At 72.7% G+C, this 20,466-nt stretch carries 17 protein-coding genes and 1 tRNA gene; 10 read left to right on the forward strand and 8 right to left on the reverse strand.

What is annotated here, in order from left to right:
* Nucleotides 1-4: 4 nt before the first annotated feature.
* From thrC to argS, 4 genes are all read right to left on the reverse strand, one after another.
* On the reverse strand, nt 5-1,096 hold the full coding sequence (thrC, locus tag BN3788_RS08670; protein ID WP_066584607.1) for a threonine synthase: 1,092 nt from the start codon (nt 1,094-1,096) through the stop codon (nt 5-7).
* A 5-nt stretch (nt 1,097-1,101) separates the two neighbouring features.
* The gene (locus tag BN3788_RS08675) at nt 1,102-2,385 is read right to left on the reverse strand and encodes a homoserine dehydrogenase (RefSeq protein WP_066586909.1); all 1,284 of its coding nucleotides are present in this window, start codon (nt 2,383-2,385) and stop codon (nt 1,102-1,104) included.
* Nucleotides 2,386-2,607: 222 nt separating this feature from the next.
* Nucleotides 2,608-4,005 carry a diaminopimelate decarboxylase gene (lysA, locus tag BN3788_RS08680; protein ID WP_066584610.1) on the reverse strand — a complete coding sequence of 466 codons (1,398 nt, stop codon included), beginning with the start codon at nt 4,003-4,005 and terminating at the stop codon, nt 2,608-2,610.
* Nucleotides 4,002-5,681 (reverse strand): arginine--tRNA ligase, encoded by a 1,680-nt coding sequence (gene argS / locus BN3788_RS08685; RefSeq protein ID WP_066584613.1) that lies wholly within the window; start codon nt 5,679-5,681, stop codon nt 4,002-4,004. Before argS ends, lysA begins: the two co-directional genes overlap by 4 nt.
* 231 nt (nt 5,682-5,912) lie before the next feature.
* Between argS and BN3788_RS08690 the strand changes: the two genes are divergently transcribed.
* The 6 genes from BN3788_RS08690 to ppk2 all read left to right on the forward strand — a co-directional run bounded on the left by BN3788_RS08690 (nt 5,913) and on the right by ppk2 (nt 10,238).
* Nucleotides 5,913-6,566 (forward strand): FadR/GntR family transcriptional regulator, encoded by a 654-nt coding sequence (locus BN3788_RS08690; protein ID WP_066584615.1) that lies wholly within the window; start codon nt 5,913-5,915, stop codon nt 6,564-6,566.
* Nucleotides 6,567-6,634: 68 nt separating this feature from the next.
* Nucleotides 6,635-6,710 (forward strand) — tRNA-Arg (locus BN3788_RS08695).
* Nucleotides 6,711-6,815: 105 nt separating this feature from the next.
* A complete protein-coding gene (locus tag BN3788_RS08700; protein WP_066584617.1) occupies nt 6,816-7,286 on the forward strand; it encodes a hypothetical protein in 471 nt (156 codons plus the stop codon).
* Between the two features lie 174 nt (nt 7,287-7,460).
* Nucleotides 7,461-8,894, forward strand: a complete 1,434-nt coding sequence (locus BN3788_RS08705) for a cellulose binding domain-containing protein (RefSeq protein ID WP_199824760.1) — start codon at nt 7,461-7,463, stop codon at nt 8,892-8,894.
* Nucleotides 8,895-8,931: 37 nt separating this feature from the next.
* Nucleotides 8,932-9,336, forward strand: coding sequence for a ribosomal maturation YjgA family protein (locus BN3788_RS08710; RefSeq protein WP_066584618.1), 405 nt, complete (start codon nt 8,932-8,934; stop codon nt 9,334-9,336).
* Nucleotides 9,333-10,238 carry a polyphosphate kinase 2 gene (gene ppk2, locus BN3788_RS08715; RefSeq protein WP_066584619.1) on the forward strand — a complete coding sequence of 302 codons (906 nt, stop codon included), beginning with the start codon at nt 9,333-9,335 and terminating at the stop codon, nt 10,236-10,238. Before BN3788_RS08710 ends, ppk2 begins: the two co-directional genes overlap by 4 nt.
* 19 nt (nt 10,239-10,257) lie before the next feature.
* Here ppk2 and BN3788_RS08720 read toward each other — a convergent pair whose 3' ends face one another.
* Together BN3788_RS08720 and BN3788_RS08725 are read right to left on the reverse strand one after the other, a co-directional pair.
* Nucleotides 10,258-11,139, reverse strand: a complete 882-nt coding sequence (locus tag BN3788_RS08720; RefSeq protein ID WP_066584620.1) for a D-hexose-6-phosphate mutarotase — start codon at nt 11,137-11,139, stop codon at nt 10,258-10,260.
* Nucleotides 11,140-11,144: 5 nt separating this feature from the next.
* Nucleotides 11,145-12,656, reverse strand: coding sequence for a mechanosensitive ion channel family protein (locus tag BN3788_RS08725; protein WP_066584622.1), 1,512 nt, complete (start codon nt 12,654-12,656; stop codon nt 11,145-11,147).
* Between the two features lie 186 nt (nt 12,657-12,842).
* On the opposite strand from BN3788_RS08725, the gene BN3788_RS08730 reads away from it, so the two are divergent.
* The 4 genes from BN3788_RS08730 to BN3788_RS08745 all read left to right on the forward strand — a co-directional run bounded on the left by BN3788_RS08730 (nt 12,843) and on the right by BN3788_RS08745 (nt 18,403).
* On the forward strand, nt 12,843-14,474 hold the full coding sequence (locus tag BN3788_RS08730; RefSeq protein ID WP_159066878.1) for a Na+/H+ antiporter: 1,632 nt from the start codon (nt 12,843-12,845) through the stop codon (nt 14,472-14,474).
* 165 nt (nt 14,475-14,639) lie between these two features.
* Nucleotides 14,640-17,405: a bifunctional acetaldehyde-CoA/alcohol dehydrogenase gene (gene adhE, locus BN3788_RS08735; protein ID WP_082812746.1), complete on the forward strand. Its 2,766-nt coding sequence runs from the start codon at nt 14,640-14,642 to the stop codon at nt 17,403-17,405.
* A 379-nt stretch (nt 17,406-17,784) separates the two neighbouring features.
* Nucleotides 17,785-18,144 carry a hypothetical protein gene (locus BN3788_RS08740; RefSeq protein WP_066584626.1) on the forward strand — a complete coding sequence of 120 codons (360 nt, stop codon included), beginning with the start codon at nt 17,785-17,787 and terminating at the stop codon, nt 18,142-18,144.
* 130 nt (nt 18,145-18,274) lie between these two features.
* Nucleotides 18,275-18,403, forward strand: a complete 129-nt coding sequence (locus BN3788_RS08745; protein ID WP_066584627.1) for a molybdopterin oxidoreductase — start codon at nt 18,275-18,277, stop codon at nt 18,401-18,403.
* Between the two features lie 39 nt (nt 18,404-18,442).
* Here BN3788_RS08745 and BN3788_RS08750 read toward each other — a convergent pair whose 3' ends face one another.
* Nucleotides 18,443-19,069: a DUF1349 domain-containing protein gene (locus BN3788_RS08750; protein WP_066584632.1), complete on the reverse strand. Its 627-nt coding sequence runs from the start codon at nt 19,067-19,069 to the stop codon at nt 18,443-18,445.
* Between the two features lie 55 nt (nt 19,070-19,124).
* Nucleotides 19,125-20,402 (reverse strand): multidrug effflux MFS transporter, encoded by a 1,278-nt coding sequence (locus BN3788_RS08755; RefSeq protein WP_082812886.1) that lies wholly within the window; start codon nt 20,400-20,402, stop codon nt 19,125-19,127.
* Nucleotides 20,403-20,466: the final 64 nt, after the last annotated feature.

The raw sequence follows: 20,466 nt of genomic DNA on the forward strand, positions 1-20,466 counted from the left end.
CTGCTCAGCCGAGCTCGAGCGCGTCGGCGATCGACATGACGTCGGCCGTCACCCGCTGCGGCGTCACGTCGGAGCCGTCGGCGTTGCGCAGGGCCCACTGCGGGTCCTTGAGGCCGTGGCCGGTCACCGTCACCACGATGCGCGCGCCAGCCGGCACCCGGCCCTGCTCCGCGAGCATGAGGATGCCGGCCACACCCGCCGCCGAGGCGGGCTCGACGAAGACGCCGACCTCGCTCGACAGAATGCGGTGCGCCGCGAGGATCTGCTCGTCGGTGACGGCCTCGATGAGCCCGCCCGAGGCGTCCCGGGCCTGCTCGGCCTGCTGCCACGAGGCCGGGTTGCCGATCCGGATGGCCGTCGCGATGGTCTCGGGATGCGTGATCGGGTGGCCCGCGACGATCGGCGCGGAGCCCGCCGCCTGGAAGCCCCACATCGCGGGGGTGCGCGTCGCGACGGCGGGCAGGTCGCTGCCCGCGTCCAGGCCAGCGTACTCGCGGAAGCCCTTCCAGTACGCGGTGATGTTGCCCGCGTTGCCCACCGGCAGCGCGTGGATGTCCGGGGCGTCGCCGAGCGCGTCGACGATCTCGAAGGCCCCGGTCTTCTGGCCCTCGATACGGTCCGGGTTGACGGAGTTCACGAGCTCCACCGGGTAGACCTCGGCGAGCTTGCGGGCCGCCACCAGGCAGTCGTCGAAGTTGCCGTCGACCTGCAGCAGCTTGGCGCCGTGCGCGATGGCCTGGCTGAGCTTGCCCATCGCGATCTTGCCGTCCGGCACCAGCACCACGCAGAGCATGCCCGCCGCCGTGGCGTATGCGGCGGCCGAGGCGGACGTGTTGCCCGTCGAGGCGCACACCACGGCCTTGGCGCCGCGGCCCGCGGCCGACGAGATCGCCGTGGTCATCCCGCGGTCCTTGAAGGAGCCCGTGGGGTTCATGCCCTCGACCTTGACGAACACCTCGGCGCCCGTGCGCTCCGAGAGGGCCGGCGCGGCGACGAGCGGCGTGCCGCCCTCCCCCAGGGTCACCACCCGCTCCTTGAGGTGGGCGGGCAGGCGGTCGGCGTACTCGGCGATGATCCCTCGCCACTGGTGTGCCATCGGGCTCAGGCTCCTTCGACTCGCAGCACGGAGATGACGCGGCGCACCGCGTCGAGGCCGGCGACCGCCGCCACAGTGGCGGCGAGCGCCTCCTCCGACGCCTGGTGCGTCGTGAGGATCAGGCGGGCGAACCCGACGCCGTCGGGGCCGAGCGGGGCGGGCGCCTGGCGCATCGCCTCGATCGAGACGCCATGGGTGGCGAAGACCGCCGCGACGGTGGCCAGCACGCCCGGCCGGTCGTCCACGTCGATGCGGACCTGGTACCGGGTGCGGGCCGCCGAGGCGGGCAGCACCGCGAGCGCCGCGTATGACGACTCCACGGGGCCCTTGCCGCCGAGGACCCGGTGGCGGGCCACCGAGACGACGTCGCCGAGCACCGCCGACGCGGTGGGGGCGCCACCGGCGCCACGGCCGTAGAACATGAGCTCGCCGGCGGCCTCGGCCTCGACGAACACCGCGTTGTAGGCGCCCCGCACACCGGCCAGCGGGTGGGTCAGCGGCACCAGCGCGGGATGCACCCGCACCTGGACGCCCTCGTCGCTGCGCTCGGCGATGGCCAGCAGCTTGATCGCGTAGCCCGTGCGCTCGGCCCAGACCACGTCGTCGGCTGTGATGCCGCTGATGCCCTCGCGGTCGACGTCGTCAATCGAGACGCGGGTGTGGAAGGCAAGGGACGCCAAGATCGCGGCCTTCGCGGCGGCGTCATATCCCTCGACGTCGGCCGTCGGGTCGGCCTCCGCGTAGCCCAGCGCCTGCGCCTCCTTGACGGCGGCGTCCGGGTCGAGGCCCTCGGTGGACATCTTGTCCAGCACGTAGTTCGTGGTGCCGTTGACGATGCCGAGCACGCGCTGCACCCGGTCGCCCACCAGGGACTCGCGGACGGGGCGGACGATCGGGATGGCGCCCGCGACGGCGGCCTCGAAGTACAGGTCCACACCGGCGGCGTCGGCGGCCGCGTACAGCGTGGGGCCGTCCTGGGCGAGCAGCGCCTTGTTGGCCGTGACGACGGCGGCGCCGTGCTCGATGGCGCGCAGCAGCAGCGTCCGGGCGGGCTCGATGCCGCCCATGACCTCGACGACCACGTCGGCCCGCTCGACGAGCCCCTCGGCGTCGTCCGTGAGCAGCGCGCGGTCCACCACGGCGTCGCGCTCGACGGACGTGTCGCGCACCGCGATGCCCACCAGCTCGAGCGGGGCGCCCACCCGGGCCGCGAGGTCGCTCGACTGCGTGGTGAGGAGCCGGACGACCTCGGTGCCGACGACACCGCAGCCGAGCACGGCCACGCGCAGCGCCCGGCCCGTCTCGGTGGACGTCGACGTCGACGTCGACGCGACGGAATCAGGTTGGGGCTGCTGGGGCACTGCCACGGTCAGGCGCCTCCTTCGGGGGCCGGTCCAGGACCGGAGGGGTCGGAAGCGAGCGAGGTCGTCGCTCGGCGACCTCAGGGTAGTGCGCCGCCCCCGGCACCCGGACGCGGGTCCGGGTACTGGGCGCGGCGGCCGTCGAGCGCGTCAGCCCAGGTCGAGCGCGAGCAGGTCCGCCTCGGTCTCGCGCCGCACGATCACCCGCGCCGCGCCGTCGCGCACCGCGATGACGGGCGGGCGCGGCACGTGGTTGTAGTTCGACGCCATGGACCGCCCGTAGGCGCCCGTGGCGGGCACGGCCAGCAGGTCCCCGGTGCGGACGTCGCCCGGCAGGCGCACCTCGTGCACCACGATGTCGCCGCTCTCGCAGTGCTTGCCCACCACGCGCGCGAGCACCGGGGCCTCGTCGCCCATGCGCGACGCGAGCTCGGCGTGGTACTGCGCGCCGTACAGCGCAGGCCGCAGGTTGTCGCTCATCCCGCCGTCCACGGACACGTAGCGCCGCGTGAACGGCTCGGGCCCGTCGCCGACCGTCACGTCCTTGACGGTGCCGACCGTGTACAGCGTGAGCGTGCTGGCGCCGACGATCGCGCGGCCCGGCTCGATCGAGATCCGCGGCAGCGGGGTGCCGTGCTCGCCGCAGGCGCCCTGGACGGCGGAGGCGAGGTCCTTCGCGACCCGCACGGGGTCGAGCGGCACGTCCTGCGGAAGGTAGGCGATGCCGAAGCCGCCACCCAGGTCCACCTCGGGCACCAGGACGCCGGTCTGCGCGGCGAGCTCCGCGCGCAGGCCCATGACCTTGTGCGCGGCGACCTCGAAGCCCGACGGGTCGAGGATCTGCGAGCCGATGTGCGAGTGGATGCCCAGCAGGCGCAGCTCGGGGTGGTCGAGCACCAGGCGCAACGCGGTGAGCGCGGGGCTCGCCGCGCCGTCATGGGCCGCGGCCATCGACAGGCCGAACTTCTGGTCCTCACGCGCCGTGGAGATGTACTCGTGGCCGCCCGCGTGCACGCCGGTGGTCACCCGCACCATCACGGGCGCCGGCTCGCCGCCCCGGGAGCGCACCGCCGCGGCGATGCGCTCCACCTCGCCGAGGGAGTCGATGATGATCCGCCCGACCCCCGCCTCCAGGGCGCGGTCGATCTCCGCGTCGGACTTGCTGTTGCCGTGCAGCCCGATGTCCGCGCCGGGGATCCCGGCGCGGAGGGCCACCGCGAGCTCGCCGCCGGTGGCGGTGTCGACCCGCAGGCCCTCCTCATGCGCCCAGCGGGCCACCGCCACGGACAGGAACGCCTTGCCGGCGTAATACACGTCGACACCCGTGCCGATCGCGGCGAACGCGTGCTCGAAGGCCTCGCGGTAGCCGCGCGCCCGGGAGCGGAAGTCCGCCTCGTCGAGCACGTAGGCGGGGGTGCCGTGCTCCGCGGCGAGGGCGCGCAGGTCGAGACCCGCCACGCTGAGCGCGCCGTCGGGCGTGCGCGTGGCGCCGCTGGACCAGGGCTGGCCCAGGGCGGTCCCGGCAGCCGCCGCAGCAGGCGTGCTCACATCCGCTCCGGAGCGCTGACACCCAGCAGGTCCAGGCCGTTGGCGAGGACCTGGCGCGTCGCGTCGTTGAGCCACAGCCGCGTGCGGTGCACGTCCGTGACCTCCTCGTCACCGAAGGGCATGACGCGGCGCTGGTCGTACCACTTGTGGTAGCTGCCCGCGAGCTCCTCGAGGTAGCGGGCCACGCGGTGCGGCTCACGCAGCTCGGCCGCCTGGGCGATGATGCGCGGGAACTCCGCGAGCGAGCCCAGCAACACCGTCTCCGACGGGTGGTCGAGCAGCGCGGCGTCGAAGCCGTCCTCGCGCCGGACGCCGGAGTCGGCGGCGTTGCGCGCCACGTTGACCGTGCGGGCGTGCGCGTACTGCACGTAGTAGACGGGGTTGTCGTTCGAGGCGGTGACCAGCAGGTCCAGGTCGATGTCCAGGCTGGAGTTGGCGGCCGAGCGGGCCAGCGAGTACCGGGCCGCGTCGACGCCCACCGCGTCCACCAGGTCGTCGATGGTGACGATCGTGCCCGCGCGCTTGGACATCCGCACCGGCTCGCCGTTGCGCATCAGGTTGACCATCTGGCCGATCAGGATCTCCAGGTTGACCCACGGGGTGTCCCCGAAGGCCGCGACCATGGCCATCATGCGGCCGATGTACCCGTGGTGGTCCGCGCCGAGCATGATGATCGCCCGGTCGAAGCCGCGCTCGCGCTTGTCCAGGTAGTACGCGAGGTCGCCGGAGATGTAGGCGCCCTCGCCATCGGACTTGATGATGACGCGGTCCTTGTCGTCACCGAAGTCCGTGGTCCGCAGCCACAGCGCGCCATCGGCCTCGAAGATGTGGCCGAGCTCGCGCAGCCGCTCGACGGCACGCTCCACGGCGCCGGACTCGTGCAGCGAGTCCTCGTGGAAGTACACGTCGAAGTCGACGCGGAAGTCATGCAGCTTGGCCTTGATCTCGCCGAACATGAGCTCGACGCCGCGGCTGCGGAAGACCTCCTGCGCCTCGGGCTCGGGCAGCGTGCGCGGGTCCGGGTCGCCGGCGGCGATCGCCTGCGCGATGACGGCGTCGGCGATGTCGCCGATGTACTGGCCGCCGTAGCCGTCCTCCGGGGCGGGCCGGCCGAGCGCGCGGGCCAGCAGCGACTGCGCGAAGCGGTCGATCTGCGACCCGTGGTCGTTGAAGTAGTACTCGCGGGTCACGTCCGCGCCCGCGGCCTGCAACACCCGGGCCAGGCTGTCGCCCACGGCCGCCCAGCGCACCCCGCCGATGTGGATGGGGCCCGTCGGGTTCGCGGAGACGAACTCGAGGTTGATCTTCTCGCCCGCGAGCGCCTCGGAGCGCCCGTAGGCCGGTCCCGCGTCGACGATGCCGCGCGCGAGCTCGCCCGCAGCAGCGGTGTCGAGGGTGATGTTGAGGAAGCCGGGGCCCGCGACGTCGACCTTCGCGACGCCGGGCGCGGCCTTGAGGCGGGTGGCCAGCTCCTCCGCGAACGCGCGCGGGTTCGTGCCCGCCTTCTTGCCGAGCTGCATCGCGACGTTCGTCGCCCAGTCGCCGTGCTCGCGCTGCCGGGGTCGCTCCACGTGCACGGTGGTGGGGATGTCGGCGGGGTCGAGGGCGAAGGCGCCGTCGGCGACCGCCGCCACGAGGGCGTCACGGAGGGCAGCAGAGAGCTCAGCAGGGGTCACGACACCAGGGTAGCGAGGCCTGCCTGGTGCCCCGCACAGATATCCGCCGCACGCGATGCCGCCTTTGCGCCCCTGTGTGCCGCGCCTCACGTGGCCGGGCCTGCGCAGACATGGGACGTTGGTCTGGCGGCCGACGGCGTCGGCGGTGTTGACTGCTCCGACCACGTGCCGACAACGACGTCCGCACAGCGGTCGCCCCGGTCAGGGCGACGATGAGGGAGGACTCCACACATGCGGCGACGCACTGGACTGATCGACACCGCTGTCGATGGGATCCGCGAGCGCATCACCTCGGGACGGTGGCCCGTCGGCACCCGTATCCCGCCCGAGCCGGCCCTCGCCGAACTGCTGGGCGTGGGCCGCAACACCGTGCGCGAGGCGGTGCAGTCGCTCGTGCACGCTGGGCTCCTCGCCCGACGCCAGGGCTCCGGCACGTATGTGCTGTCCACGTCCGAGCTCGCCGTGACGATGGGCCGTCAGATCGCCGACGCGCACCAGCGCGACGTGGTCGAGGTCCGGCGCAGCCTCGAGGTGGAGGCCGCCCGGCTCGCCGCCCGCCGCCGCACCACCGCCGACGTCGCGGCGCTCGAGCAGCTCCGCGACCAGCGGGCCACCGCCTACTCGCTGGGCGACTTGGACGCGATGGTGGCCTCCGACCTGGCCCTGCACCTCGCGATCGCGCGCGCCGCGCACAACCCCGTGCTGCTCTCGCTCTACGAGAGCCTGCTCGACGCGATCACCGAGAACATCCGCTTCAACTTCGAGCGCCCGGTCGACGACGACCCCGGCCACGACGACCTCGTCGCGGCCATCACCGCCGGCGACGACGTCGCGGCCATGACCGAGGTCGACACCTACCTCTCACGCCTCATCGACGTCTCCTGACGGAGCCGGCTGGCGGTCGAGGCCGTGGTTGCTGGTAGTCTCGGGACCTGCGCCAGCAACTTGCGCACGCCCGCGTAGCTCAGTGGATAGAGCGTCTGCCTCCGGAGCAGAAGGTCGAAGGTTCGAGTCCTTTCGCGGGCACCACAGGCAAGGCCCGGCCCCCTCGGGGACCGGGCCTTCGTCGTGCCTGCCGTCCCCCTCGGACGCGCACTCTCGACCCGCGCGTCCGCCACCGCTATCTTGCGGCGCATGAGCGCGATCCGCCGCCGTGTCGCCACCCAGTCCTGTGCTGTCGTCGTGCTGTGCTCGGCCGCGTGCGCGTCGGGGCCGGCCGCCGGCACCGGGCCCACCGAGGAGCCCTCACCCTCGCCCGGCCAGGCCGTCGAGTGCCCGATGCAGCCGGCGGACCCGGTTGCCCCCGAGCACGCGGCCGCATGTGTGTACCAGGCGTGGATCACCGATGACGAGGCGTTGGAGCGCGCGCACGGCGCCGAGGGGGTGACCGACGGGCTGCCGACCGTCATGGCTGAGCCTGTGATGACGTTCAACGGTTGCGCGGAGGGCAGCGGGACGGTGCTGACAGGGCTCGTCTGCACGTGGACCGGTGAGAACATCCAGCCCGACGTGACCCTGGAGATGGCGCTCACCGGCAGCGCTGCCGAGGGATACCGGGTCACCGAGATCGACGAAGTGCTCGAGGGCGTCGTCCTCGAGGGCTGACTGCGCGGGCTCGATGAGAATCGCCTCACACTCCACCAGCGGCCGTGATCCTCCTGTTACTTTCGGCGAGCCGCTGGGAAAGCCCTTGCCTGACCGACTGCCCCACCGCCCCACTGCCCCACCGGCGACGTCCACCGAGCACAGGCGCTCGGCCACGCCGGACAGGAGCCCCCGATGGACACGAGCACCCCGCCCCGCGCCTCCCGCTCGCAGATCCGCCGCCGTGTGCGGCAAGCCCGCCAGGCACGCCGACTGCGCCGCGGCAGGGTCACCGCAATGCTCGTCGCCGCGTCCGTGACGCTCGTGGGGGCGGGGGTGGCCGGCGCCACGCTCGCGTCCGCGGCCGTGCGGTGCGCCGTCGACTTCTCGACCACCGCGCAGTGGAACACCGGGCACACCAGCTCCACCGTCATCCGCAACACGGGTGACCGCCTGGACGGCTGGACCCTGACGTGGCGGTTCGCCTCGGGCGAGCGGCTCACCCAGGGGTGGCTCGGCGACTTCACCTCCAGCGGCGCGCAGGTGACGGTGACGCAGCCGTCCTGGGCGCGCGTCATCGAGGCCGGGGGCTCCGCCACGATCGGCTGGAACGCCACCCATACCGGCGCGGTGTCGACGCCCGCCGACGTGCGCCTCAACGGGGTCGCCTGCACGGTGAACGGCGTCGCCCCCGGCACGACGACGCCCAGCGCGACACCCACGACCGCCGGGCCCAGCGCCACCCCGACGCGCACGCCGACCCCGTCGGCCTCGCCGACGCCGACGCCCACGCCGTCCCCGACGCCTTCCCCGACGCCGAGCCCGAGCACGTCGCCCACCACCACTCCCACGACGACGCCCACCCCGACGCCGACCTCCGCCCCCTGGTCGCCGCCGGCCAGCATGTCCCAGGCCCTGGACCAGGTCTGGGCCCATCAGGAGCAGACCTACAACAACGGCAACCTCTACGCCTTCAAGAACTACGGCTGGGACCAGGTCATGGCCAACGGGGGCTACCTGAACATCTGCGTGCGCTGGGACTCCGACCAGCCGGTCAGCGCCGCCTTGCGCGACCAGATCCACGCGAAGTACGCCGAGCAGTACGCCAAGTGGTTCGACACGCTGCGTGAGAACGGCCAGCGCTGGAACGGCTGGCCCTACGACCAGGTGAAGATCACCGTGGTCGGCTGGGCGGTGCGTGACCGCAGCCTGCTGCAGTGGACCGACAACAGCGTCGACATCTACGTCAACGACATCCGCGAGAACGCGCCGCAGTGCGCCGAGAGCCGCGGCCGGTTCTTCCACCAGGACGGCGTCTACCCCGGCGGCGCGGAACGGCACTACGACCAGTCGCTGTGGCTGACCAAGGGCATGGGCGGCGGCGCCGGCGGCGACTGGGGCCAGCGCATGGGCAGCGAGTACTTCGTCGGTGCCCTGGGCAGCCCGGACGTGACGATCCTCCAGCACGAGATCGGGCACACGTTCGGCCTGGACGACTTCTATGACTGGACGCCGACGGGGCAGAACAGCTTCGTGATGCTGGCCGGCTCCTCACCCCGCATCACGCAGTTCGACGCGTGGATGCTCCGCGACTGGTGGCGGCACCTCAAGCCGCGCTACGGGCTGTGAGGCGGTGAGGCGGCGGCCGTCGGCCTAGGGTGCCGGTGTGCCCCACCCCCCGCGCCGCCGCACGGCGTTCCTCCTCCTCGTGCCCGTCGTCGTCGCGGCAGGCCTCGTCGTCACCCGTGCCGTCGAGGGCCTGCCCGGGGACCTGCTCGGCGGCGTGCTGTACGCGGCGCTCGTGTACGTCCTCCTCGGCGCGGCGCGCCCGTCATGGCGGGTCCCGGTCCTGGCCGGTGTGGCGCTCGGCGTGTGCGCCGTCGTCGAGCTCGCGCAGCTCACGGGCGTGCCCGCGCTGGTGGTCGACGTGTTCGAGCCGGCCCGGTACGTGCTCGGCACCACGTTCACCGCCCATGACCTGCCCGCCTACGCGGTGGGCGCGCTGCTCGCCGGGGCCGCCGACACGTGGGCCCTGCGTCGCGCGGCCGCCAGCGGTACTTTGCGGACATGACGAAGACGTCGGACGACGCGTCCACCGCCGCGCAGCAGACCCGGGCGAAGAGGTCTGGCAAGAAGGCCAAGGGCGCGGCCGCGCGCCCGGCGAAGATCCCCAACGCCGTCTACGAGGCCGAGTTGTTCCGCCTCCAGGCCGAGCTGGTGAAGCTGCAGCTCTGGGCGCAGGCGACAGGGGCGCGCGTCGTCGTGATCTTCGAGGGGCGGGACGCGGCCGGCAAGGGCGGCACCATCAAGCGGATCACCGAGTACCTCAGCCCCCGGGTCGCGCGGATCGCGGCGCTGCCCACGCCCACCGAGCGCGAGCGCACGCAGTGGTACTACCAGCGGTACATCGAGCACCTGCCGGCTGCCGGGGAGATCGTGCTGTTCGACAGGTCCTGGTACAACCGGGCGGGCGTCGAGCGGGTCATGGGGTTCTGCACCCCGCAGGAGTACGCGCAGTTCATGCGCCAGACCCCGATCTTCGAGCAGATGCTCGTCGAGGACGGCATCCTGCTGCGCAAGTACTGGTTCTCGGTGTCCGACGACGAGCAGCTCAAGCGGTTCCGCTCACGCCTCGGCGACCCGGTGCGGCAGTGGAAGTTGAGCCCGATGGACCTGGAGTCCATCCACCGCTGGGAGGACTACTCGCGGGCGAAGGACGAGATGCTCGTGCACACCGACGTGCCCGCGAGCCCGTGGTACATCGTCGAGTCGGACATCAAGAAGCACGCCCGGCTCAACATGATCGCCCACCTGCTCTCCACGATCCCGTACACCGACGTGCCACACGAGAAGGTGGTGCTGCCGGAGCGCCCCGCCGCGTCCAGCGGGTACGTGCGCCCACCCCGGGAGATGTCCACGTACGTCACGGACCACGTGGCCGAGCTGATGGGCGACCCGGAGCGGTACGCCTGACGCGCTCTCCCACGAGGGGTCAGGCCAGCGGCGCGAGCCCCACGTGGGCGGTCATCTGGTGGCCCTCGCCGGGCGCCAGCCGCACCGCGTCGACGCCCACGTTGCCGGTCTCGACGCAGAGCATCCCCGTCCACTCGTCGTCGCCGAAGTCGGGCATGGCGGCGGCCTTGGCGGCCCACGGGTTCCACACCACCGTGGACGCGGAGCCGGACTTGGCCACCGTCACCGCCCGCGCGCGGGACGGGTCCTCGACGAGGGCTGTCGCGCGCGTCCCGAGGTAGACGCGATCGGTCTCGGCGGTGAACCGGATCGGGCCGTCCTGTGCGACCAGCTCCGGCGCCGCGAGCTTGTCGATGTACCACGCGCCCTCCAGCCCAGTGACACGCGCCTCGCGCACATCGCCGACGGAGAGGTACGTGTGCAGCGCCTCCTCGACCACCACGTCCCGGTCGTCACGGTTGACGACGTCGAGCGTCACCGACAACCAGGGCCCGATCGTCACGGTGCAGGTGGCCTCGAACCGGTGCGGCCACGCTCCCGCGCGCGTCGCCGCGGAGTCGTGCAGCCCGAACCGGACCCGCATGTCGTCACCGTCCTCCTCGGCGCCCAGCAGGTCCCACGCGGTGCGGCGCGCGAACCCGTGCGCGGGGGCGGCGGGATCGGCGGCGTGCGCCCCGAACCACGGGAAGCACAGCGGGATGCCTCCGCGCAGCGGCTGCCCCGGCGAGTACCCGCTCGCGGCGCTCATCCACAGCACGTCGCCCTGGCCGTCCGGGCGCCAGGACGTGACGTGCGCCCCGTTGAGGTAGATCTCGCCCGATGCGGCGGGCCCGGCCACGCGCACGCGCGGGAGGCCCCCACGTCCCGGCGAGACGGTCACCGACTGCGGCAGGGAGGACATCTCGCTCAGTAGTCCCGCAGCTCGCGGCGGCTGGACCGTCGCTCAGAGGTGTCGAACACCTGCGTCTCGGCGGCTCCCGCGTCGGCGTCGCGGGGCGCCTCGTCGTACAGGTGCGCGACCTGTGCCGGGTCGAGCACCTGGGTCTGGTCGACTCCGGCCCCTCCCCCGGTCCAGGGCCCTGACGGCGGGGCCGTGGGCGTGCGCCGCGCGAGCGTGGGCACTGCCTGGTCCTCGAGGAAGGCCGGCAGCGCCTGTGCGGGCGGAGGCGTCTGCGGCATGGCGCTGCGCCGCTCGGGCAGGCGTGCCGCTCCGTGATCACGTGGCGGCTCCGCGGCGCGCACCGGCTCAGCGGCCCGCACTGGCTCCGCTGCTCGCACCGGCTCCGCCGCGCGCTGGGGCTCGGCGCCGCGCGTCGGCGTGGCGATCGCGGCAGCGGTCTGCCGCCACGCGCTCGACGCCGCCGCGCCGCTGGCACCCGACCAGGCGCCGGACCGGCCGGCCACCGCAGAGGTCGCCTGGACGCCGAGCAGCCAGCCCACGAGCTCCTCGCGCAGATGCTCGCGGAGCTCGAGCAGCGTCGCCGCCTCGGAGGCGCTGGCCGCAGCCAGGACCCGCACGTGGGAGCCCACGACCCCTGTCACCTGGAGGTGTCCCACGCGCCCGTCCCACAGTCGCGTCCCGTCGAGCACGTGCTGCAGCGCGGCGCGCAGGTCGGCCAGGTCGATCCCGCTGTCGACGTCGAGCTCGACGGTTCCCACCACGGCGTCGGCGGCTCCCCGGGTGCGGTTCTCGAACCGTCCGGTGGCCACCTGCGCGGCGGGCAGCGCCACCCGGCGCCCGTCGGCCAGGCGCACCGTCACGGTGGTGAGCGTGACGGCCTCGACCAGCCCCCAGGCGCCGTCGACGACCACGACGTCCTCGACGCGCACGGAGTCGGTGTAGGCGATGCGCACCCCGGCGATGACGTCGGCCAGGAGCTCCCGGGCGGCGAGGCCCAGCACCACACCGGTGACGGCCACGAGCGCGAGCAGCCCCACGCCGACGGGTCGCATGATCGGGAAGACGAGGAGCGCTGAGCCCACGCCCAGGCACCAGAACAGGGCGCGGGTCGCGCCCCGCAGCAGCGAGCGCACCCGCGTCTGGAGCGCGAGGGCGTCCGGGTCGGAGCCGTCCCGGTCCTGCTCGCGCGCAAGGGCGGCGCGGGCCTGGTGGTGGGCCAGCGCAGCGTCCTCCAAGCGGAGCGCGACGGCGCCGAGCAGCCAGGCGACAGCGAGGACGACGGTGACGAGCAGCGCGGTCTCCAGCGCATGGATCGCGGGGGTGGCCTCGGTTGTCACGCCGAGCGCGATCCACGCGGCTGCTGCCCCGAGCACGGCCTTCAGCGGGCGGCGGCTCACGGCGATGACGGCGAGTGCGAGCGGCGCGCGGCGCGCGGCGCGGTGGGCGAACGTGGCGACGAAGATCTCCGCGACGAAGGCCACGATGACGGCGATGAGGACGCTCAGGACGGGGGGCACGCGGACCAGGGTAGACACTCGCGCCCGATTCGTCCGAAGCCAGCACGTTGACGATGGGCGCCGACCTCGCGTCGTGGCGCCCTCACCGGCCCGGCGCCACGGGCTCCCTGCCTGCTCTCGGCGAGGTCACAGGCTCGCGCCCTACCGTCGTCTCGACTTCCCGGGTCGATCGAGAGGCTGATGTGGATGCACGTGATCGAGATCTTCGCGCTCGTGGCGGGCGCAGTGCTCATCACGGCACTGTGCCGCCGGCAGGGTTGGCCGGCGCCGCTGGTCCTCGTGGCCGCGGGGCTCGTCGCCTCGTTCGTCCCCGGGGTTCCGCGGTTCGAGGTCGACCCTGAGCTGATCCTCGACTTCGTGCTCCCGCCGCTGCTCTTCTCCGCGGCGCTGGCGACGTCGTACCAGGACTTCCGCCGCTCGCTGAACTCCATCACCCGGCTGGGCGTCGGGCTCGTGCTGGTCTCGGCGCTCGCCGTCGCTGTCGCCGCATGGCTGCTGGCCCCCGCTCTCCCCTTCGCCGCGGCCCTCGTCCTCGGCGCCGTCGTCGCGCCCCCCGACGCTGTGGCCGCGGCTGCGGTGGGCCGCCGGCTCGGGCTGCCGCGACGGGTCATGACCTTGCTGACGGGCGAGAGCCTGATCAACGACGCCACGTCGCTGACGCTCTACAAGGTCGCGCTCGCGGGCGTGGCCACGGGCGTGTGGTCGTTCAGCGAGGGCCTGCAGGTGTTCGCCGTGGCCGTGGTCGCAGGGGTCGGTGTGGGGCTCGTGCTGGGGTGGTTGCTGCACCAGTTGCGCCTCCGGCTCGACGACCCCGTCGTGGCCTCGGCCATCGGGGTGCTGACCCCGTTCGCGGCGTACTGGGGCGCCGAGGCGATCGGTGGCTCTGGTGTGCTCGCGGTCGTCGCGGCGGGCCTGCTCCTTGCCTCCACGTCACCCCGTGCCGGGTACGCGACGCGGCTCTACCAGGAGCCCGTGTGGTCCACTGTCGACCTGCTGCTCGAGGCGTTCACGTTCGCGCTGATCGGCATCCAGCTCAAGTGGCTCATCGCCGACGTCAACGCCTCCGACCAGGGGCTCGGCCAGGCGGCGCTCCTCGCGGTGGTGGTCCTCGCGGTGGCGATGCTGGTGCGCCCGGCCTATGTGCTGGCGACCGCCGGGATGGACCGGGTGCGCATGCGCGGGAGCCACCGCACCGCTGACGACGCGTTGACCCGCAGGGAGTCCCTCGTGGTCTCGTGGGCGGGGATGCGCGGGGTGGTCACGCTCGCCGCCGCCGCGGCGATCCCCACGACACTGGCGGGCGAGGCCTTCCCACAGCGCGCGACGCTGCAGCTCGTCGCGTACGCCGTCGCGATCGGCACACTGCTGTTGCAGGGCCTCACCCTGCCCGGGGTCATCCGGCGCCTCGACGTGGGCTCCGGATCGGAGCGGCGGCAGGACGCGATCCAGGAGGCCCAGGTGCGCGTGGCCACAGCCGAGGCCGCGCAGCAGGTCATCGCGCGACGACGGCCGGAGATCGCCGCGCAGCTGGGCGATGAGCGGGCGGACCGGGTCATCTCCACCGTGGTCGCCGCCCTGAACGCGCGCGGGCGCGCCGCGGCCGAGCTGCTGGACCCGGACCGGGCCGTCGAGGGCGCCTCGCGCTGGCCTGGACGGCGCGCGCAGGCGCTGCGCCGCGAGGTCATCGCCGCGCAGCGCGAGGTGCTCGTGGAGCGCCGCGACTCGGGTGAGCTGGACGAGGCGGTGATGCAGCGGGTGCTGCGCGAGCTCGACCTCGAGGAAGGGCGGATGTCCGCCTCGTGGGTCACCCGGCTCTGAGCCCGCGCCTGCTGGGGCCACGCCGCTCGCCGTGCGCGAACACGGCGAAGTCCGCGTAAAAATCAGGACCTTGGGCACAGGTCCCATGACTTTTCGCCTCCTAACGTGTGAACCGAGGTCAACGGCGACTTCTCACACTCACCGCGACCCGAGGGAGAACCTCCCGTGAGCACAACTGCCCGCCCCGACGCCAGCATCGGCGGCGCCATCGACGGACTCGTCGCCAACGCCGCGAAGGCCCTCGCGGAGTACGCGCGATTCACTCAGGAAGACGTCGACCACCTGGTCAAGAAGGCGGCCGTCGCCGCGCTCGACCAGCACGGCGAGCTGGCACGCCACGCCGTGGAGGAGACCGGCCGCGGGGTGTTCGAGGACAAGGCCGTGAAGAACATCTTCGCGTGCGAGCACGTCACGAACTCCATGCGCTCGCTCAAGACCGTCGGCGTGATCAGCCGCGACGACCTGAGCGGGATCACCGAGATCGCCGAGCCCGTGGGCGTCATCTGCGCGATGACCCCGGTGACGAACCCGACGTCGACGGCGATCTTCAAGGCGCTCATCGCGCTGAAGACCCGCAACCCGATCATCTTCGCGTTCCACCCGAGCGCGCAGGCGTCCTCGGTGGCCGCCGCCAAGGTCGTGCGCGACGCGGCCGTGGCCGCTGGCGCCCCGGAGCACTGCGTCCAGTGGGTCGAGCAGCCGTCGATGGAGGCCACCGGCCTGCTGATGAACCACCCGGGCGTCGCCCTCATCCTCGCCACCGGCGGGAACGCGATGGTCCGCGCCGCCTACTCGTGTGGCAAGCCCGCCCTCGGCGTCGGCGCGGGAAACGTCCCCGCTTACATCGAGAAGTCCGCGAAGCTCAAGCGCGCGGTCAATGACGTGGTGCTGTCCAAGGCCTTCGACAACGGCATGATCTGCGCCTCGGAGCAGGCCGTGATCCTGGACGACGAGATCTACGACGCCGCGATGGCCGAGTTCGCCACGCTGCACGCGTACCGGGTGAACGCCAAGGAGAAGGCGCTCCTCGAGAAGTTCATCTTCGGGGTGCAGGCGCAGGGCAAGAACTGCGGCGAGGCCAAGCTCAACGCCTCGGTCGTGGGCCAGTCGCCCGCCTGGATCGCCGAGCACGCCGGCTTCACAGTCCCCGCCGAGACGTCGATCATCCTGGCCGAGGTCAGCGGTGTCGGCCCGCAGGAGCCCCTCACCCGCGAGAAGCTCTGCCCCGTCCTCGCCGTGCTGCGCGCCGGCTCGACCGAGCAGGGCATCTCGTACGCCGAGCAGATGGTGGAGTTCGACGGGCTGGGCCACAGCGCCGCGATCCACACGCAGGACGAGAAGCTGACCGAGGTCTACGGCAGCCGCGTCAAGGCGATCCGCGTCATTGCCAACGCGCCGTCCTCCCTGGGCGGGATCGGAGACATCTACAACGCCTTCATCCCGTCCCTGACGCTCGGCTGCGGCTCGTACGGCCACAACTCGGTCTCCAACAACGTCTCGGCGGTCAACCTGGTGAACATCAAGCGCATCGGCCGCCGGAACAACAACCTGCAGTGGCTCAAGGTCCCGGCCAAGACGTACTTCGAGCCGAACGCGATCCGCTACCTCGCGGACATGGCGGACGTCGAGCGCGTGACCATCGTGACCGACTCGACCATGACGACCCTCGGCTTCGTCGACCGCATTATCGAGGTCCTCAACCGCCGCCCCAACAAGGTCGCGCTGCAGATCATCGACCAGGTCGAGCCCGAGCCGAGCGTGCGCACCGTCCAGGCGGGCGCCGCGCAGATGCGCCACTTCCGCCCCGACACGATCATCGCGCTGGGCGGCGGCTCGCCCATGGACGCCGCGAAGGTCATGTGGCTGCTGTACGAGCACCCGGAGATCGTCTTCTCCGACCTCAAGCAGAAGTTCTTCGACGTCCGCAAGCGCGCGTTCAAGTTCCCGGTGCTGGGAGAGCTCGCCAAGCTCGTGTGCATCCCGACCACGTCCGGCACGGGCGCCGAGGTCACGCCGTTCGCCGTCATCTCGGACCCTGACGCGGGCAAGAAGTACCCGCTGGCCGACTACGCGCTCACGCCGACCGTCGCGATCATCGACCCGGTGCTGACCGCGAAGATGCCCCGCTCGCTCGCCGCCGACTCCGGCTTCGACGCCCTGACGCACGCCACCGAGGCCTACGTCAGCGTCTACGCGAACGACTTCACGGACGGCATGGCCCTGCAGGCCATCCGGCTCATCTTCGACAACCTGGCCGCCAGCGTGAACGGCGAGCCGGGCGCCCCGGACACGGCCGACGCCCGCGAGAAGATGCACAACGCGGGCACGATCGCCGGCATGGCGTTCGGCAACGCGTTCCTGGGCATCGTCCACGCCATGGCGCACGTGGTGGGCTCCACGTTCCACCTGGTGCACGGCCGCACGAACGCGACCCTGCTGCCGCACGTGATCCGCTACAACGGCACCATCCCGACCAAGCTCACGAGCTGGCCGAAGTACGAGCACTACGTCGCCCCGGAGCGGTTCCAGCAGATCGCCCAGACGCTGGGCCTGCCGGCCGAGACGCCGGAACAGGGCGTGGAGTCGTACGCGCTGGCCGTCGAGTCGCTGCGGGCGAAGGTCGGCATCCCGGCCTCGTTCCAGGCGCAGGGCGTGGACGAGCAGGAGTTCATCGGCCGCCTCGACGAGGTCGCGATGGGCGCCTACGAGGACCAGTGCGCCCCGGCGAACCCGCGGATGCCGATGCTCGCCGACATGAAGGACATCATGGCGGCGGCGTACTACGGCACCTCGCTGGAGGAGGTCCGCAGCCGACGCGAGCCGGTGGCGGCGCCCGCGAAGGCGTCGTCCGCGAAGGCAGCGGCAGCGGACGCGGCAGCCGAGGAGCCCGCGGCGGAGGCCGCAGCCGACAACGCGCCGGCCGCCTCCTGACCACGCGCCACTGACCGGCCCGCCCGGTCACCCTCACAGCGCCCCGCCCGCGTGTCGCACGCGGCGGGGCGCTGTGCCTGTCTCCTATATCCATCTGACGCTGCCGACGTCCTCACGCGCGCGATTCATCCATGTAGTCGTCTCACGCACCAAATACAGACACCAGTAGTTGCCGTTCGACTTGTCATAATTCGTAATCAAAGCTATAGGAGACTCTCTCATTGTTTAGCATGACATTGTTATCCGCCCGCTCGCGGCCGCCGCCGCTGCTGTCCTCGCCCTCGCCCTCGCGGGCTGCGCCGAGGCCTCGACCACCATCGACGAGGCGCGAGACGGCGCCCAGACCGCCGTCGAGGAGGCGAAGGGCGCCGTCGACGAGGTGCGCGCCGCTGTCGACTCCGCGCGTGACGGCCTCGCCAAGGCGCGCACGGCCGCCGAGGACGCCCGCGCCGAGCTCGAGCAGCTCGACGCGAGCGCCCGCGACTCCGCACAGGACGCGGTGGCGCGTGCGAGCTCGGCGATGGACGACGCGTCCGCCGCGCTCGACGAGGCGGCGACTGACGGCTCCGCGACGGCGAAGGAGCAGCTCGCCGCGGCCGAGACGGCACTGGAGGACGCCCGCGCTGACGTCGAGAAGGCCGCCGGGGCTGCCGACGGCACGGCGCGCGCGGCGCTGGACGAGTTGTCCGCACGGGTCGACGAGCTACGCCAGAAGGTCGAGCAGGCGAGCGCCCAGTAGCCCGAGCACCCAGAGCACAACCGCGCAGTGGCCGCAGTGGACGTCCGCCCGCGGCGGATTCACCCAGACGCGTGCACGCTCATGCGGCCCGAAGTGTCACGGAAGCGCCCTCGCCTGCCGATCAGAGGGCATGGGAGTCCCTCGGGCTGAGCGCGTCGCACGACGGCGCCACGTCGACTGGTGGGTGCTCAGCGCCTGGCTGTCGCTCGGCCTGCTGGTCCTGGGCGGCCTGACCGCCGCGGCGGGCGTGGGCGTCTAGCGCCCACGCCCGTGAGCACGTGGCGTTGCTCGTCGCGGCTCAGGAGCCGTCGCGCAGGTCGCCGAGCCGCGCCTGGGTGAACGCCACCTGGTCGAAGGCGATGGCGCACCCGTCGCCGGTGGGCGACTGCGCCTCGAAGCCGAGCTGCAGCGCGCCAGCCGGGTCGTCGAGCGCGAAGAAGCGGATCAGCCGCCATACCTCCCCGTCGAGGGACGCGTGGTAGGCGAAGGCCTGGTCGATCCGGGAGACGCGCAGCCACACCGACCGCCCGTCCACCACGAACCCGTTCGCGTCGTCGGCCACATCGCGGCACACCACGGAGACGACCATCGGCTCGGCGTCGGGCGAGTACTCGAAGCAGAACTTGGCCCAGTGCCGCTCGTCGACCCAGAGCAGCAGGACGCCGGCGTCGAAGGTGGCGGCGAAGTCGACGCTCACGCGCGCGCTGAGCTGGAAGTCGCCGGCGGGCGGCGCGCCCAGGAGCGTGACGGCGTTGAGCATCGACTCCGCGTTCAGCGCGGACCCGGAGCCGGGGTCGACGAAGATGTCGCTGTGCGGCAGGGCAGTCACCCGCACCGTGCCGGCCGCGTTGTCCACGGCCCAGGACGAGCCCGCCGAGGGCGTCAGCGGGAAAGGCAGGCCGGGGACGTGCTGCGCTGTGGTCATGGGGTCACTCTCACGTGGTGTCGGGGACCGCACGACGGCGCCGCGCGGGAGGTTCCTAGGTGGTCCAGCCGCCCGAGCGGTAGGCCGGCGTGGCGAGCACGAGCACGAGCAGCGCCACGGCCGCGGAGCCGGCCATGACGATCGCCATCGCGAGGGTGTCGCCGCCGAGCACGCCCACCAGCGGGCTGACGGTGCCGGACACACCGGCCTGCGTCGCGCCGATGAACGCCGCCGCGGTGCCCGCGATCGCCCCGTGCCGGCCCAGGGCGAGCGCGGACGCATTGGGCGGGGTGAAGTTGACCAGCGCGAGCAGCATCCACAGCACGACGAGCAGCGCGGGCAGCCCGCCGGCGCCGGTGAGCGCGAGCACGAGCAGCAGGACGGTCAGCCCGAACGACATGGGCAGCACGATCCGGATGATGCGGATCGGCGCGTACTTGCGCACGAGTGACGCGTTGACCTGGGCGCCGAGCACGAGCCCGACGCCATTGACGGCGAAGACGAGCGCGAACTGGTTCGCGCTGAGGCCGTAGCCCTCGCGCAGCACGAACGGCGAGCCGACCACGTAGCTCATGAGCACCGCGGCGCCGAGGCCCGGGAGCACCGCGAGCGCCACGAAGTGCCGATCGCGCAGCAGCGTCGCGTAACCGGCGATCGCGGCCCGCAGCCCGCCGTCCCGGCGTCGCTCGACGGGCAGCGACTCCGGCATCCGCCGCCAGACCACCACCCAGAGCGCCGCCCCGAACACCGCCAGTGCGACGAACACCCCTCGCCAGCCGGCGAATCCGGCGATGAGGCCGCCGATCGTCGGGGCGAACAGGGGCGCCACGCCGATGACCAGCATGAGGCGGGACAGCAGCCGGGACGCGTCCGACCCGACGAAGCGGTCGCGGATGAGCGCCATCGCGACGACGGAGGCCGACGCGTTGAAGAACCCCTGCAGGACGCGCAGCGCGATGAGCGGCACGATGCCGGGCGCGATGGCGCACAGCAGGGAGGTGACCCCGTGCAGCGCGACGCCGATGAGCACCGGGAGCCTGCGGCCGAGCCGGTCGGAGGCGGGGCCGATGACGAGCTGGCCGACGGCGCCGCCGAGCAGCATGCCGGTCATGGTGAGCTGGGCGCCGGTGGCGGTGGCGCCGAGGTCGCGTGCGACGTCGGGCAGCGACGGCAGGTAGAGGTCGGTGGACACGGCCGGCAGCGCGCACATCGCGCCGAGCAGGGGCACGTACTTGGCGTTGGGGACGTAGGCGGGTGCGCCGGGCGCGCCTCCGGGCGCCGCGGGCGCGCCGGTGGGCTCAGGGGGCAGGGCAGGGGTGGAGCGGCTGGTCATCGCGGCCATGCTCTCATCGACGGCCGACCTCTTGCGAATCGATTCGCCCGCTCGTGTCGGAGCC

The sequence above is a fragment of the Cellulomonas timonensis genome (genome assembly GCF_900046455.1).
Taxonomy (GTDB): domain Bacteria; phylum Actinomycetota; class Actinomycetes; order Actinomycetales; family Cellulomonadaceae; genus Cellulomonas_A; species Cellulomonas_A timonensis.

Excerpts from the sequence above, each read along its gene's own strand:
- thrC (WP_066584607.1), bottom strand. The coding sequence starts at position 1,096 with ATGGCACACCAGTGGCGAGGGATCATCGCCGAGTACGCCGACCGCCTG.
- BN3788_RS08690 (WP_066584615.1), top strand. The coding sequence starts at position 5,913 with ATGCGGCGACGCACTGGACTGATCGACACCGCTGTCGATGGGATCCGC.
- BN3788_RS08700 (WP_066584617.1), top strand. The coding sequence starts at position 6,816 with ATGAGCGCGATCCGCCGCCGTGTCGCCACCCAGTCCTGTGCTGTCGTC.
- BN3788_RS08705 (WP_199824760.1), top strand. The coding sequence starts at position 7,461 with ATGGACACGAGCACCCCGCCCCGCGCCTCCCGCTCGCAGATCCGCCGC.
- ppk2 (WP_066584619.1), top strand. The coding sequence starts at position 9,333 with ATGACGAAGACGTCGGACGACGCGTCCACCGCCGCGCAGCAGACCCGG.
- BN3788_RS08720 (WP_066584620.1), bottom strand. The coding sequence starts at position 11,139 with ATGTCCTCCCTGCCGCAGTCGGTGACCGTCTCGCCGGGACGTGGGGGC.
- BN3788_RS08730 (WP_159066878.1), top strand. The coding sequence starts at position 12,843 with ATGCACGTGATCGAGATCTTCGCGCTCGTGGCGGGCGCAGTGCTCATC.
- BN3788_RS08745 (WP_066584627.1), top strand. The coding sequence starts at position 18,275 with ATGGGAGTCCCTCGGGCTGAGCGCGTCGCACGACGGCGCCACGTCGAC.
- BN3788_RS08750 (WP_066584632.1), bottom strand. The coding sequence starts at position 19,069 with ATGACCACAGCGCAGCACGTCCCCGGCCTGCCTTTCCCGCTGACGCCC.
- BN3788_RS08755 (WP_082812886.1), bottom strand. The coding sequence starts at position 20,402 with ATGACCAGCCGCTCCACCCCTGCCCTGCCCCCTGAGCCCACCGGCGCG.